A 14,297-nucleotide genomic window follows, 5' to 3' on the forward strand; every position below is an offset into this window, starting at 1 on the left:
GGCTTACCTGGCCCCTGGGGCGGTCGGGCCCTCTGGACGGCACCGGGACAGTGGGCTAACTTCCCGCGCCATGAGGCGCTTGGGGAGCACGCGGCGGGCAGGGCGGACGGGACGTACGAGCCGGGCGGTGACGGCGGCGGTGGCGTGCGGGGCGGCGCTGGCCGCGCTGACCGCGGGCTCCGCGCGCGCGGCGACACCGGCACCGCACTGGGCGCTCAAGGACACCGGCGCACCGGACGTGCGGTTCCGCGGCCTGGCCGCCGTCGACCGCCACACCGCCTGGCTCGCCGGAACGGCCGGCACCGTGCTGCGCACCACCGACGGCGGGACCAGTTGGCGGAACGTCTCTCCGCCGGGCGCGGGCGACCTCCAGTTCCGGGACGTCGAGGCGTTCGACGCGCGCCGCGCGGTGGTGCTTGCCATCGGCGAGGGCGAGGCGTCCCGCGTCTATCGCACCGACGACGGCGGAGCGACCTGGACCGAGTCGTTCCGCAACACCGACCCCGCCGCCTTCTACGACTGCATGACCTTCTTCGACCGCCGCCACGGCCTCGCCATGAGCGACCCGGTGGACGGCAGGTTCCGCATCCTGTCCACCGGCGACGGCGGCCGCACCTGGCGGGTGTTGCCGGACCGCGGGATGCCGGCCGCCCTGGACGGCGAGGCGGGCTTCGCGGCGAGCGGCCAGTGCCTGGTCGCCTCCGGGCCGAAGGACGCCTGGCTGGCCACGGGCGGCGGCGCGCACGCGCGCGTGCTGCACTCCGCCGACCGCGGACTGACCTGGACCGCCGCCGACACCCCCGTCCCCGCGGCCGATCCGGCCAAGGGCGTCTTCGCCCTCGCCTTCCGCGACCGCACCCACGGCCTCGCGGTCGGCGGCGACTACCGCCCCGATCAGCCCTCCCCGCAGGCGGCCGCGGTCACCCGCGACGGCGGCCGCACCTGGCAGTCCACGACGACACCGCCGCCGGCCTACCGCTCCGGCGCCGCCTGGCTGCCGCACAGCCGCACCGCCGCCCTCGCCGTCGGCCCCACCGGCACCGACCTGACCACCGACGGCGGTCGCACCTGGCGGACGGTCGACACCGGCTCGTACGACACCGTCGACTGCGCCCCGGACCTGAGCTGCTGGGCGGCCGGTGAGCAGGGGCGGGCGGCACGTCTGGAGGGCTGACCCGCGGGTACCCGGTGTCGGCACACCCACGAAGGGAGCGATGATCATGCCACGAGGATCCAGCCCCAAGCGGGAACGCCAGTACGAGCACATCAAGGAGAGCGCGCTCGACCGGGGCGAGGGCGAAGACCGCGCCGAGGAGATCGCCGCGCGGACCGTCAACAAGGAACGCGCACGCTCCGGCGAGTCCAAGACCGCCAGCCGTACCTCCACCCAGGACATGTCGTCCTCCAAGCGCGGCGGCAAGCGGTCGCACAGCGGCTCCGGGGGCCCGACCTACGACCAGCTCTACGAGGAGGCCAAGCAGCGCGGCGTCGAGGGCCGTTCGGACATGAACAAGGCCCAGCTGCAACGCGCCCTGAACGCCAAGAAGAGCTGACCCACCCCACATAGGCGCGAGGCGGGCTACGCCGCGCGCCGGGTTCTCTCGTGGCCTGCGCCGTACGCGCGTGAGGCGGGCGGGCGGTTTCCGGTTCGGCCGGTCTCCGCAGGCGCGAGCCGTCGGCGTACGCTCGCGAGTTGGGCCCTGCGCAGGGTTCTGCTTCGGGCCGTCACCGCTCGCGCGTGTGGTGCGTCGTACGCTCGTGGCCACCATGACGACCGTATGTGTACCCGCGGGCTGGCCCGCGACCGAGGAAGCGGCCCTGGCCGTACAGGACGAGCTGCGGGGACGGGTGGTCCTCGACGAGCCGGGACCGGCGCCCGGCGCGGGCCATGTCACGGGCGTCGACGTGGCCTACGACGACGAGCGGGACTTGGTCGTGGCGGCGGCCGTCGTCCTGGACGCGGTGACCCTGGAGGCCGTCGCCGAGGCGACCGCCGTCGGCCGGGTCTCCTTCCCGTACGTGCCCGGCCTGCTCGCCTTCCGCGAGATCCCCACCGTACGGGCCGCCCTGGACGCTCTGCCCTGCCCGCCGGGCCTGGTCGTCTGCGACGGCTACGGCCTCGCCCACCCGCGCCGCTTCGGCCTCGCCAGCCACCTCGGCGTCCTCACCGGCCTGCCCACCATCGGCGTCGCCAAGAACCCCTTCGTCTTCGCGTACGACGACCCGGACGCCCCGCGCGGCAGCCACGCACCGCTTCTCGCCGGCACCGAGGAGGTCGGCCGCGCGCTGCGCACCCGGGACGGCGTCAAGCCGGTGTTCGTCTCCGTCGGCCACCGGGTGAGCCTGGACAACGCCTGCGCCCACACGCTGGCGCTCACCCCGGACTACCGCCTGCCGGAGACCACCCGCCGCGCGGACGCGCTGTGCCGCAGGGCACTTCGGGAGGCCCAGGCCTGAGTACCCCTACTGAGTACGAGTACGGATGTGGCCGCCCTGGCCTGGGCGGCAGGCTGGCCCGCATGACGACACACCGTGCCCCCAAGCCCGCGGCCGACCCCGCCCAGCCCGTCGAGCGCGCCGTGAACGCGGCGCTCGTCCTCGCGGTGGTGGCGGGGTTCGCCTGGATCGTCGGGATGCTCTACACCGTGGTGGCGTGGCAGTCCTGACAGCGTCTCCTACAGCGTGGCCGCCACCCGGAAGCCGATCCCGGCCGCGCGCAGCCGCTCGGTCAGCGCGTCGCCCATCGCTTGCGCGGTGGTGACCTGGCCGGCCGTCGCCGGCAGGTCGTCGAAGGCGAGGGAGAGCGCGGCCTCGGCGAACATCTTCGCCGTCTCGCCGTAGCCGGGATCGCCGCCCGAGACCTCCGTGAAGACACGCCGTCCGCCGCCCTGGCCGACGAACCGGACCGTGAACCAGCTGCGGGCGCGCTTCTCGGCGCTGGGCCCCTCGCCGGGCCTGAGCCGGTCCGACAGCCAGCGCCGGGCGGGCGGCAGCTGGGCGGCCGCGGCGACCGCGCCGACGGCCGCGACCCCGCCGAGCGCCACCGGCAGCTGCCTGACCGCGGCGTAGTGCCGGTAGCGGAAGTCCGGGCCGTAGCGGTCCAGGGCCTTCGCCGAACGGCGCACGATCTGGGCGTCGATGGTGGGCAGCGGCAGCGCCCAGGCACCGACCTCCTTGGCGAAGCGCGGCGGCCCGGCGGTCGCGGTCGCGCGGCGGCTTATCAGCCGGGGTTCGTGCCGGGCGCGGTCCCGGGCGGCGGCGATCACCTGCCGGGGGCGCGCGAACTGGTCGAGGACGGAGGCGAAGGTGCCGCCGGAGAAGGTCGCGTCGGCGGTCACGAAGCCGTCCACGGTCAGCGGCACGCCCTCGGGCAGCTGACGGACCGTGAAGTACGCGCCGAGGTCGTGCGGGACCGAGTCGAACCCGCACGCGTGCACCAGGCGGGCCCTCGTCTCCCGAGCGCGTGCGTCGTGCCGCACATACGTCAGGTCCACGAACTCGGGCTCCCCGCACAGGTCCAGATAGTCCGCGCCGGTGTCCACGCAGGCCGCGACCAGGTCCTCGCCGTAGCGGCCGTACGGACCGACCGTCGTGGCCACCACGCGCCCGTGCTCGGCGAGCGCGCGGACCGTGGCGGGTTCCGTGACGTCGGCGCGCAGCAGCCCGACCTCCGTGCCGCCCGGCAGCCGCTCGCGCAGCGCCTTCAGCTTGCGCTCGTCCCGGGCCGCGATCGCCCAGCGCAGGCCCTGGGGCGCGTGGGCGGCGAGATAGTCGGCGGTGAGCTCGCCGACGAAGCCGGTGGCCCCGAAGAGCACGATGTCGTAGGGACGGTCCGTCATCTTCAGCCTGCTCATGACACCTCTCGGTCGTTGCAGCCCGCGCCGTTGTCGGTGGCTGAGGCTAGCGTGAGGAGTGCGGACGCACCCCACCGGGCATCTTGACTAAGCGCTTGCTCGTCCACCCTTGTGCCCGGTGGAACGTGTTCCTAGCATCGTCGGTGTTACATCAGTTGTGTCAATGACTGGGGGCGGCATGACCACGGCAGGGACGCCAGGACACGGCCCGCTCTCCGGCGTGCGCGTGGTCGAGCTGGCAGGCATCGGACCGGGCCCCTTCGCCGCCATGCTCCTGGCCGACCTGGGCGCCGACGTGGTCCGCGTCGACCGGCCTGGCGGCCCGGGGCTCGCGATCGACCCGGCGTACGACGTCACCAACCGCAACAAGCGCTCGGTGCTCGTCGACCTGAAGGCCCCCGACGGCCCGGCCCGCGTCCTCGACCTGGCCGAGCGTGCCGACATCCTCGTCGAGGGCTACCGCCCCGGTGTCGCCGAGCGCCTCGGCGTCGGCCCCGAGGCCTGCCACGCCCGTAACCCCGGCCTGGTCTACGGCCGGATGACCGGCTGGGGCCAGGAGGGGCCGCTGGCCCACCGCGCGGGCCACGACATCGGCTACATCGCCGTCACCGGCACCCTCGGCATGATCGGCCGCCCCGACGAACCCCCGGCCGTCCCCGCCAACCTGCTCGGCGACTACGCGGGCGGCTCCCTCTACCTCGTCGTCGGCGTCCTGGCCGCGCTGCACCACGCGCGCGCGACCGGCACCGGCCAGGTCGTCGACGCAGCCATCGTGGACGGCACCGCGCACCTCACCGCGATGATCCACGGCATGGTGGCCGCCGGCGGCTGGCAGGACCGGCGCGCGGCCAACCTGCTGGACGGCGGCTGCCCGTACTACGGCACCTACGAAACCGCCGACGGCGGGCACATGGCGGTCGGCGCCCTGGAGCCGCAGTTCTACGCCGAGTTCCTCCGGCTGCTGGGCGGTCTCGAAGACCTGGCCGACGCCCGCAAGGACTGGACCCGCTGGGGCGAGCTGCGCGAGCGCGTCGCCGCCCGCTTCAAGGCCCGCACCCGCGAGGAGTGGACGGCTGTCTTCGAGGGCTCCGACGCCTGCGTGGCGCCGGTGCTCTCCCTGGGCGAGGCCCCGCACCACCCCCATCTGGCGGCCCGCGGCACCTTCACCGACCATGGCGGCATCACCCAGCCCGCCCCCGCCCCCCGCTTCTCCGCGACCCCCACGACCGTGCGCACCGCCCCCGCCCAGCCGGGCGCGGACACCATCGAGGTGGCCCACGACTGGGCCGTACCCGCCCTGCTCGACGACGACAAGGACGCCACCTGATGGAGCTCTCGACCTTCCTCGACTACGCGGGCGACCCGCGCTCGGCGGCGGACCGGGCGGCCGCGCTGGAGTCGGCGGGCCTCGACACGGTCTGGGTCGCGGAAGCGTACGGCTTCGACTCGCCCACCATCATGGGCTACCTGGCGGCCCGCACCGAGCGGATGAAGATCGGCTCCGCGATCCTCAACGTCTACTCCCGCACCCCCGCCCTCATCGCCCAGACGGCCGCAGGCCTCGACGCGATCTCCGGCGGCCGGGCGATCATCGGGCTCGGCGCCTCCGGCCCGCAGGTGGTCGAGGGCTGGCACGGGAAGGCGTACGACAAGCCCCTCGGCCGCACCCGCGAGACCATCGAGCTGACCCGGCGGATCCTGCGCCGCGAGACCATCGACCACCACGGCATCACCGACATGCCCCGCCCCGGCGGCCTCGGCAAGCCCCTGAAGATCCTCACCAGGCCGGTCCGCGCCGAGGTCCCGCTCTATGTGGCCTCCCTCGGCCCCGCCAACGTCCGGATGACCGCCGAGATCGCCGACGGCTGGCTGCCCACCCTGTTCGTCCCCGAGAAGGCGCAGGCCGTCTGGGGGACCCCGCTGAAGGAGGGCGCCGCCCGCCGCGACCCGGCCCTCGGACCGCTGCGGATCGTCGCCGGCGGCCTGCTCGCCATCGGCGAGGACGCGGCCGCCGCACGTGACCTGGCCCGCCCCAGGATCGCCCTGTACGTCGGCGGCATGGGCGCACCCGGCAAGAACTTCTACAACGACCTCGCCGTCGCCTACGGCTACGAGAAGGAGGCCCGGCTCATCCAGGATCTGTACCTCGCCGGCCGCCACCGGGACGCGGCGGCGGCCGTACCGGACGAGTTCTGCGAGCTCATATCACTGTGCGGCCCAGAGGGTTACGTCCGTGAGCGCATCGCCGCCTTCCGCGAGGCGGGCGTGACCACGCTGGACGTCATCCCCGTCGGCCCGGACCCGGCCCGCCTGGTCGAGACCGTCAAGAACTGGCTCTGACCACCCACCGCCCCCAAACCCTCGTTGAAAGGCTTGTCAGTGAGCACCGAAGCGTACGTGTACGACGCGATCCGCACCCCGCGCGGCCGCGGCAAGGCGAACGGCGCCCTGCACGGCACGAAGCCCATCGACCTGGTCGTCGGTCTCATCCACGAGATCCAGGGCCGTTTCCCGGGGCTCGACCCGGCCGCGATCGACGACATCGTGCTCGGTGTCGTCGGCCCGGTCGGCGACCAGGGCTCCGACATCGCACGGATCGCCGCGATCGCCGCCGGACTGCCCGACACGGTGGCCGGAGTGCAGGAGAACCGCTTCTGTGCGTCCGGTCTGGAAGCCGTCAACATGGCCGCCGCCAAGGTCCGTTCGGGTTTCGAGGACCTCGTCCTCGCGGGCGGCGTCGAGTCGATGTCCCGGGTGCCGATGGCCTCCGACGGCGGTGCCTGGTTCAACGACCCGATGACCAACCTGGCCGTCAACTTCGTGCCGCAGGGCATCGGAGCCGACCTGATCGCCACCATCGAGGGCTTCTCCCGGCGGGACGTGGACGAGTACGCGGCGCTCTCCCAGGAGCGGGCGGCGACGGCCTGGAAGGAGGGCCGCTTCGACCGTTCCGTGGTCCCTGTGAAGGACCGCGCGGGACTCGTCGTCCTCGACCACGACGAACACCCGCGACCGGGCACCACCGCCGACTCCCTCGCCAAGCTCAAGCCCTCCTTCGCCGACATCGGCGAGCTGGGCGGCTTCGACGCGGTCGCGCTGCAGAAGTACCACTGGGTCGAGAAGATCGACCACGTCCACCACGCGGGCAACTCCTCCGGCATCGTCGACGGCGCCTCCCTGGTCGCCATCGGCTCCCAGGAGATCGGCGAACGCTACGGCCTCACCCCGCGCGCCCGGATCATCTCGGCCGCCGTCTCCGGCTCCGAGCCGACCATCATGCTCACCGGCCCCGCCCCCGCCACCCGCAAGGCGCTCGCCAAGGCCGGCCTCACCATCGACGACATCGACCTGGTCGAGATCAACGAGGCGTTCGCGGCGGTCGTGCTGCGCTTCGTCAAGGACATGGGCCTGTCCCTGGACAAGGTCAACGTCAACGGCGGCGCCATCGCCCTCGGCCACCCGCTCGGCGCCACCGGCGCGATGATCCTCGGCTCCCTCGTCGACGAACTGGAGCGCCAGGACAAGCGCTACGGCCTCGCCACCCTGTGCGTGGGCGGCGGCATGGGCGTCGCCACCATCGTCGAGCGCGTCTGAACCCCGGCGGAACCAAGAGACCTCACGGAGACCCTCACATGACCGAGAGCACCACCATCCGCTGGGAACAGGACGACACCGGCGTCGTCACCCTCGTCCTGGACGACCCCAACCAGTCCGCCAACACCATGAACGCGGCCTTCGTCGAGTCCCTCGCCGCGGTCGCCGACCGCCTGGAGGCCGAGCAGGACTCGATCCGGGGGATCATCTTCACCTCCGCCAAGAAGACCTTCTTCGCCGGCGGCGACCTGCGCGACCTCATCCGGGTCACCCCCGAGACCGCCCAGGACCTCTTCGACGGCGGCCTCGCCATCAAGCGGAACCTGCGCCGTATCGAGACCCTCGGCAAGCCCGTCGTCGCCGCCATCAACGGCGCCGCCCTCGGCGGCGGTTACGAACTCGCCCTGGCCTGCCACCACCGCGTCGCCCTCGACACCCCCGGCACCAAGATCGGCTGCCCCGAGGTCACCCTCGGCCTGCTCCCCGGCGGCGGCGGAGTCGTCCGCACCGTCCGCCTGCTCGGGATCGCCGACGCCCTGCTGAAGGTCCTCCTCCAGGGCACCCAGTACAACGCCCGCCGCGCCCAGGAGAACGGCCTGATCCACGAGGTCGCCGAGACGCCGGAGGATCTGCTGGCCAAGGCCCGCGCCTTCATCGACGCCAACCCCGAGTCTCAGCAGCCCTGGGACAAGCCGGGCTACCGGATCCCCGGCGGTACGCCTGCCAACCCCAAGTTCGCGGCCAACCTGCCCGCCTTCCCGGCGACCCTGCGCAAGCAGACCAACAACGCCCCCTACCCGGCGCCGCGCCGCATCCTCGCCGCCGCCGTCGAGGGCAGCCAGGTCGACTTCGAGAACGCCCAGGTCATCGAGGCCCGCTACTTCGTGGAGCTGGCCGCCGGGCAGATCTCGAAGAACATGATCCAGGCGTTCTTCTTCGACCTCCAGGCCGTCAACTCCGGCGCCAACCGGCCCAAGGGCGTCGAGCCCCGCAAGGTCACCAAGGTCGCCGTCCTCGGCGCGGGCATGATGGGCGTCGGCATCGCCTACTCCTGCGCCCGCGCGGGCATCGACGTCGTCCTCAAGGACGTCTCCCTCGAGGCCGCCCAGAAGGGCAAGGGCTACTCCGAGAAGCTGTGCGCCAAGGCCGTCGCCAAGGGCCGTAGCAGCCAGGAGAAGGCGGACGCGCTGCTGGCCCGCATCACGCCCACCGCGGACCCGCAGGACCTCGCCGGCTGTGACGCGGTCATCGAGGCCGTCTTCGAGGACACCTCGCTCAAGCACAAGGTGTTCCAGGAGATCGAGGCGGTCGTCGCCCCCGACGCCCTGCTCTGCTCCAACACCTCCACGCTCCCCATCACCGCCCTCGCCGAGGGAGTGGAGCGCCAGGAGGACTTCATCGGGCTGCACTTCTTCTCGCCCGTCGACAAGATGCCGCTCGTCGAGATCATCAAGGGCGAGCGCACCGGCGACGAGGCCCTGGCCCGCGCCTTCGACCTGGTTCGGCAGATCAGCAAGACGCCGATCGTCGTCAACGACTCGCGCGGCTTCTTCACCTCCCGGGTGATCGGCCACTTCATCAATGAGGGCGTCGCCATGGTCGGCGAGGGCATCGAGCCCGCCTCCGTCGAGCAGGCGGCGGCCCAGGCCGGCTACCCGGCCAAGGTGCTCTCCCTGATGGACGAGCTGACGCTCACCCTGCCCCAGAAGATCCGCCGTGAGTCGAAGCTGGCCGTCGAGGAGGCCGGCGGCACCTGGACCGCGCACCCCGCCGAGGCGGTCATCGACCGCATGGTCGACGAGTTCGGCCGCCCCGGCCGCAGCGGCGGCGCCGGCTTCTACGAGTACGGCGAGGACGGCAAGCGCGGTGCGCTCTGGCCTGGCCTGCGCGAGCACTTCACGAAGCAGGGCCACCAGATCCCGTTCCGGGACATGCAGGAGCGGATGCTCTTCGCCGAGGCGCTGGACACCGTCCGCCTCCTGGAGGAGGGCGTCCTGACCTCGGTCGCCGACGCCAACATCGGCTCGATCTTCGGCATCGGCTTCCCCGGCTGGACCGGCGGTGTCCTCCAGTACATCAACGGTTACGACGGCGGGCCGGCGGGCTTCGTGGCACGCGCGCGTGAACTCGCCGAGACCTACGGCGAGCGGTTCACCCCGCCCGCGCTGCTGGTCGACAAGGCGGCGAAGGGGGAGACCTTCACCGACGGCCGCTGACCGGTCCGTGCCGCCCAGTGACACACCACGGGCCGGGCGCCCAGGAGGCGTCCGGCCCGGTCCCCGCCCTCAGGAGGGCGGGCCTTCCTCCGGGCCGGAGAGCCACTGGTGCACCTCTTCCCTGAGCGACCGCTGGAACGTCGTCAGCAGCGCCTGCACCACCAGCGGCTGCATATGCGCGGACAGGGACTTCACGTCCTCCTCGGTCCGCTCCGCCATCTCGGCCCGGAACAGCTGCGACAGCTCGTGGGCGGCCGCGCGCGAGTGCTCGACCAGCACTGTGCGCGCGGCCAGGATCGCCTTCTCGGACAGCGGTACGTCCAGGAGCTGTACGGCGAGACGGAGAAGGCCCGGATCGATGCGGTAGGCGTCACCGTCACGCCGTACGACATCCATGGCGACGAGCCGCTCGACGTCCCCCTCGTCCAGCGGCCGCCCGGCCCGCCGCCGTAGCTCCCCGGCGCTCACCGTCTCCTCGGCGTCCGGGGCCCAGGACGCCATCACGGCCCGGTGGACGGCCAGGTCGTGGTTGCTCAGCCCGGGCGGCAGCCGGTGCAGATAGCGCTCGATGGCCGCCAGCGTCATGCCCTGGTGCTGAAGCTCCTCGATGAGCGCCAGCCGGGCCAGGTGCTCGGGCCCGTAGTGGCCCACCCGGCGCGGACCGATCACCGGCGGCGGGAGCAGCCCCTTGGTGCCGTAGAACCGGACCGTGCGGACCGTGGTGCCGGCCCGGGCGGCCAGTTCGTCGATGGTGAGCGCCGGCTCACCGGACTCACTGTCGGTGTCGGTCGTCATGCGTAGCAGTATCGCTGTCACAGCGACACTGTGACACCCGGGTGCGTGCGGGATACGCGATCATCTGTTCAGCGGATCTTCGCCCAGATGTCGTGATCGCAGTCTTGTGAGATGTGCCGCTCTGTGATCTGCGCCATCGCATATGCCCTGGTGTCCGAGGGAAGGTGATGCCGTGGTCTGTGCCCACCACCGAGCGCGCCGACCGAGTACGTCCGGAAACCCGAGCGCGATCCGCTCGGGCGCACCAGAGAGTGGAATCCACCTGTGAGCAAGGACGCCGTGGACACGGCACAGGCCCTCACCAGCCGGACCGACGTGGCCCCGACGCCCGCGGACGCGGGCGACGCCGGTTACAGCAAGGACCTCAAGGCCCGCCATGTCAACATGATCGCCATCGGCGGCGCGATCGGCACCGGCCTCTTCCTCGGCGCCGGCGGACGCCTCCACAACGCGGGCCCGGCGCTCGCCCTCGCCTACCTGGTCTGCGGAATCTTCGCCTTCTTCGTCGTCCGTGCCCTCGGCGAGCTGGTCCTGTACCGCCCGTCGTCCGGCTCCTTCGTGTCGTACGCGCGCGAGTTCCTCGGCGAGAAGGGCGCGTACGTCGCCGGCTGGATGTACTTCCTGAACTGGTCGACGACCGGAATCGCCGACATCACCGCGATCGCGCTCTACACGCACTACTGGAGCATGTTCACGAGCATCCCGCAGTGGACGCTCGCGCTGATCGCCCTGGCCGTGGTCCTGGCGGTGAACCTCATCTCGGTGAAGATCTTCGGCGAGATGGAGTTCTGGTTCGCGATCATCAAGGTCGCGACCCTGGTCGGCTTCATGCTGATCGGTATCTTCCTGCTGGCCACCCAGCACAAGGTCGACGGCCAGACCCCGGGCCTGAGCGCCATCAGCGACCACGGCGGTGTCCTCCCGCACGGCCTGATGCCGGTCGTCCTGGTCATGCAGGGCGTGATCTTCGCGTACGCGGCCCTGGAGTTGGTCGGTGTCGCGGCGGGCGAGACCGCCGAGCCGGAGAAGGTCGTCCCGCGCGCGGTGAACTCGATCATGTGGCGCGTCGGCATCTTCTACGTCGGCTCGGTCGTCCTGCTGGCCCTGCTCCTCCCCGGCTCGGTGTACTCGGCCGACCAGAGCCCCTTCGTGACCGTCCTCTCCAAGATCGGCGTCTCGGGCGCCGGCGACGTCATGAACCTGGTGGTCCTCACCGCGGCGATGTCCTCCCTCAACTCCGGCCTGTACTCCACGGGCCGCATCCTCCGTTCCATGGCCGTGGCCGGCTCGGCCCCCAAGTTCACGGCCCGTATGAACCGCAGCCAGGTCCCCTACGGCGGCATCCTGCTGACCTGCGCCGTCTGCGTGCTCGGCGTCGGCCTGAACTACCTGGTGCCCAGCCAGGCCTTCGAGATCGTGCTGAACGTCGCCTCCCTCGGCATCATCAGCACCTGGGTGATCATCATGCTCTGCCACCTGATCTTCGTCCGCCGGGCGAAGGCGGGCCTGGTCGACCGCCCCACGTTCCGCCTCCGCTTCAGCCCGGCCACCGAGATCGCCACGATCGCCTTCCTGCTGGTCTGCCTGGGCATGATGTGGAACGACCCGGAGGTCGGGCGCAAGACCCTCCTGCTCATCCCGGTCATCGCCGCACTGCTGGTGGCGGGCTGGTTCGGCGTCCGCCGTAGGGTCACCGAGACAGCCGACAAGGAACTGTCGCAGCTCACGAAGTAGCAGTTCAGCGCCATTGTCAGTGGCATCGCCTACGGTGGCGTCATGTCGGAGATCACTTACATCCGGGGTGACGCCACCGCGCCGTCGGGCAAGGGCGTCAAGGTGATCGCCCATGTCTGCAACGACCTGGGGGGTTGGGGAAAGGGCTTCGTCCTGGCGCTTTCGCGTCGCTGGCCGGAGCCGGAGAAGGCGTACCGAGCCTGGCACCGCGACCGCGCGGCGACCGACTTCGGCCTGGGCGCGACCCAACTGGTGCGCGTCGAGCGGTACCTCTGGGTGGCCAACATGATCGGTCAGCGAGGGACCAGAACGGGCAGCAAGGGCGCGCCGGTCCGCTACGAGGCGATCGACACGGCGCTCGGCAGGCTGGCCGACGAGGCACTCGAACTCGGCGCGTCCGTCCACATGCCCCGCATAGGCTGCGGGCTGGCGGGCGGAAAGTGGTCGCGCGTCGAGCCGCTGATAGAGAACCGGCTGGTGGGGCGTGGAACAGCGGTCACGGTGTACGACTACGGCGAGGAAGCGCCCCACTAGGGGCGCGGGGAACTGCGCGACCAGCCACGACGGCCCCGCAGTCCCCACCCCACCGAACCCGGCAACCCCTCAGTGCACGTCGTTCGTGGCCTCGATCGTCCTCCAGGACTTCGGCTGGGCCGGCGCCACGGTCCTGGCCGTCCCCGCGGCCTTCACCGCAGGCTCCGCCGGCTTCGTCGGCTGGAACAGCCACGCGTCGAACACGGCGGACAACGACTTCCCCGACACCCGCTCCGCGTAAGCCTCGAAGTCGGCCACCGAGGCATTGCCGTACGCATGCTCCTTCGGCCACCCCTTCAGGATCGCGAAGAAGGCGTCGTCACCGACCGCGTTCCGCAGCGCCTGCACGGCCAGCGCCCCGCGGTCGTAGACGGCGATGTCGAACTGGTCGTCCGGGCCGGGATCCCCCGGCTTGACCGTCCAGAACGCGTCGTCGGCCGGATGCGACGCGTACACGTAGTCGGCGAGTTCCTGCGTCGTGCCCTCGCCCTCGTGCTCGGACCACAGCCACTGGGCGTAACGGGCGAAGCCCTCGTTGATCCAGATGTCCTTCCAGCCCTTGAGGGAGACGTCGTCGCCGTACCACTGGTGCGCCAGCTCGTGCACCACCACGGATGTGTTGGAGCCGTTCGCGAACTGCCTGGGGCTGTAGTACACGCGGGTCTGCGTCTCCAGCGCGTACCCGGTCGTCGTGTTCGGCACATACCCGCCGGCCGAACTGAAGGGGTACGGCCCGAAGTAACCGGAGAGCCAGTCGACGAGTTCCCCGGTGCGTTCCACGCTCGCCCGCGCCGCCGCGTCGTTGTCGCCGAGGTCCTTGCTGTAGGCGTTGACGACCGGAACGCCGCCCTCGGAGGTACTCGTCGTGATGTCGAACCTGCCGACGGCCAGCGTGGTCAGATAGGTCGCCTGCGGCTTGTTCTGCCGCCAGTTGTAGCGGGTCCAGCCGCGCTGTGAACTCGTCGACTGGAGCAGGCCGTTGGAGATGACCTGGGTGCCGTCCGGGACGGCGACCGAGACGTCGTACGTCGCCTTGTCCAGCGGGTGGTCATTGCTCGGATACCACCACCAGGCGGCCTCGGGTTCGTCCGCCGCGACCGCCCCGTCGGGCGTGCGGTGCCAGGTGCTGAAGCCGTAGGCGCTCTTCGTCGACGGCACCCCGCTGTAGCGGACGACCACCGTGACCGGTGTGCCCTTCGCCAGCGGTGACTTGGGGGTGACCACCAGCTCGTGCTGACCGGTCGTGGCGAAGTCCGCCTTCGCCCCGTTGACCCGCACCTCGCTCACGTCGAGGAGGAAGTCCAGGTCGAAGCTGGACAGGTCCTGCGTGGTCCGCGCCAGGATCGTCGCCGTGCCGGCCAGTTCGTCGGTGGCCGGCTGGTACTGCAGACGCAGGTCGTAGTGGGAGACGTCGTAACCGCCGTTGCCGTAGTACGGGTAGTAGGGGTCGCCGATGCCCGGCGCGCCGGGGCTGTAGCTCGCGGCCGATGCCGGGATCGCCAGCAGAAGGGAGGCCGCCGCGAGTGCGCCCGGCGCGAGGATTCTGCGGTGCACGAGAACTCCAGATCGC

General features: G+C 71.7%; 13 protein-coding genes. 10 read left to right on the forward strand and 3 right to left on the reverse strand.

All coding sequences use genetic code 11. The annotated features are described in order from the left end of the window. The first annotated feature begins 70 nt into the window (after positions 1-70). The 4 genes from ABTY98_RS13675 (at position 71) to mmpA (ending at position 2,666) form a co-directional block, all read left to right on the forward strand. Positions 71-1,174, forward strand: coding sequence for a WD40/YVTN/BNR-like repeat-containing protein (locus ABTY98_RS13675; RefSeq protein ID WP_352221076.1), 1,104 nt, complete (start codon positions 71-73; stop codon positions 1,172-1,174). A 46-nt stretch (positions 1,175-1,220) separates the two neighbouring features. Then, positions 1,221-1,553 (forward strand): plasmid stabilization protein, encoded by a 333-nt coding sequence (locus ABTY98_RS13680; protein WP_352221077.1) that lies wholly within the window; start codon positions 1,221-1,223, stop codon positions 1,551-1,553. Between the two features lie 214 nt (positions 1,554-1,767). Continuing rightward, complete coding sequence (locus tag ABTY98_RS13685) at positions 1,768-2,457, forward strand: endonuclease V (RefSeq protein ID WP_352221078.1); 690 nt, start codon at positions 1,768-1,770, stop codon at positions 2,455-2,457. 62 nt (positions 2,458-2,519) lie between these two features. Next, the gene (mmpA, locus tag ABTY98_RS13690; RefSeq protein ID WP_352221079.1) at positions 2,520-2,666 is read left to right on the forward strand and encodes a morphogenic membrane protein MmpA; all 147 of its coding nucleotides are present in this window, start codon (positions 2,520-2,522) and stop codon (positions 2,664-2,666) included. 9 nt (positions 2,667-2,675) lie between these two features. Here the strand turns inward: mmpA and ABTY98_RS13695 are convergent, their stop codons facing one another. Continuing rightward, complete coding sequence (locus ABTY98_RS13695; protein ID WP_352221080.1) at positions 2,676-3,854, reverse strand: saccharopine dehydrogenase family protein; 1,179 nt, start codon at positions 3,852-3,854, stop codon at positions 2,676-2,678. Between the two features lie 178 nt (positions 3,855-4,032). Between ABTY98_RS13695 and ABTY98_RS13700 the strand changes: the two genes are divergently transcribed. From ABTY98_RS13700 to ABTY98_RS13715, 4 genes are read left to right on the forward strand one after another with little or no spacing between them, the layout of a single operon-like run. Continuing rightward, positions 4,033-5,181 (forward strand): CaiB/BaiF CoA transferase family protein, encoded by a 1,149-nt coding sequence (locus tag ABTY98_RS13700; RefSeq protein WP_352221081.1) that lies wholly within the window; start codon positions 4,033-4,035, stop codon positions 5,179-5,181. Beyond that, complete coding sequence (locus tag ABTY98_RS13705) at positions 5,181-6,194, forward strand: LLM class F420-dependent oxidoreductase (protein WP_352221082.1); 1,014 nt, start codon at positions 5,181-5,183, stop codon at positions 6,192-6,194. The genes ABTY98_RS13700 and ABTY98_RS13705 overlap by 1 nt, the downstream gene beginning before the upstream one ends. Before the next feature lie 39 nt (positions 6,195-6,233). Next, positions 6,234-7,448 carry an acetyl-CoA C-acetyltransferase gene (locus tag ABTY98_RS13710; protein ID WP_352221083.1) on the forward strand — a complete coding sequence of 405 codons (1,215 nt, stop codon included), beginning with the start codon at positions 6,234-6,236 and terminating at the stop codon, positions 7,446-7,448. Between the two features lie 38 nt (positions 7,449-7,486). Then, entirely contained in the window at positions 7,487-9,664 is a 2,178-nt protein-coding gene (locus ABTY98_RS13715) for a 3-hydroxyacyl-CoA dehydrogenase NAD-binding domain-containing protein (protein WP_352221084.1), read from the forward strand. 69 nt (positions 9,665-9,733) lie between these two features. Here the strand turns inward: ABTY98_RS13715 and ABTY98_RS13720 are convergent, their stop codons facing one another. Then, on the reverse strand, positions 9,734-10,459 hold the full coding sequence (locus ABTY98_RS13720; RefSeq protein WP_352221085.1) for a MerR family transcriptional regulator: 726 nt from the start codon (positions 10,457-10,459) through the stop codon (positions 9,734-9,736). Positions 10,460-10,723: 264 nt separating this feature from the next. Between ABTY98_RS13720 and ABTY98_RS13725 the strand changes: the two genes are divergently transcribed. Together ABTY98_RS13725 and ABTY98_RS13730 are read left to right on the forward strand one after the other, a co-directional pair. Further along, positions 10,724-12,193: an amino acid permease gene (locus ABTY98_RS13725; protein WP_352221086.1), complete on the forward strand. Its 1,470-nt coding sequence runs from the start codon at positions 10,724-10,726 to the stop codon at positions 12,191-12,193. Between the two features lie 42 nt (positions 12,194-12,235). Next, positions 12,236-12,727 carry a macro domain-containing protein gene (locus ABTY98_RS13730; RefSeq protein ID WP_352221087.1) on the forward strand — a complete coding sequence of 164 codons (492 nt, stop codon included), beginning with the start codon at positions 12,236-12,238 and terminating at the stop codon, positions 12,725-12,727. A gap of 69 nt (positions 12,728-12,796) precedes the next feature. On the opposite strand, the gene ABTY98_RS13735 is transcribed toward ABTY98_RS13730, so the two are convergent. Beyond that, positions 12,797-14,281 (reverse strand): M1 family metallopeptidase, encoded by a 1,485-nt coding sequence (locus ABTY98_RS13735; RefSeq protein WP_352221088.1) that lies wholly within the window; start codon positions 14,279-14,281, stop codon positions 12,797-12,799. Between the last annotated feature and the right edge of the window lie 16 nt (positions 14,282-14,297).

Origin of the sequence: Streptomyces sp. NPDC096040, from assembly GCF_040303265.1 — a bacterium.
In the GTDB taxonomy this organism is placed as follows: Bacteria; Actinomycetota; Actinomycetes; order Streptomycetales; family Streptomycetaceae; genus Streptomyces.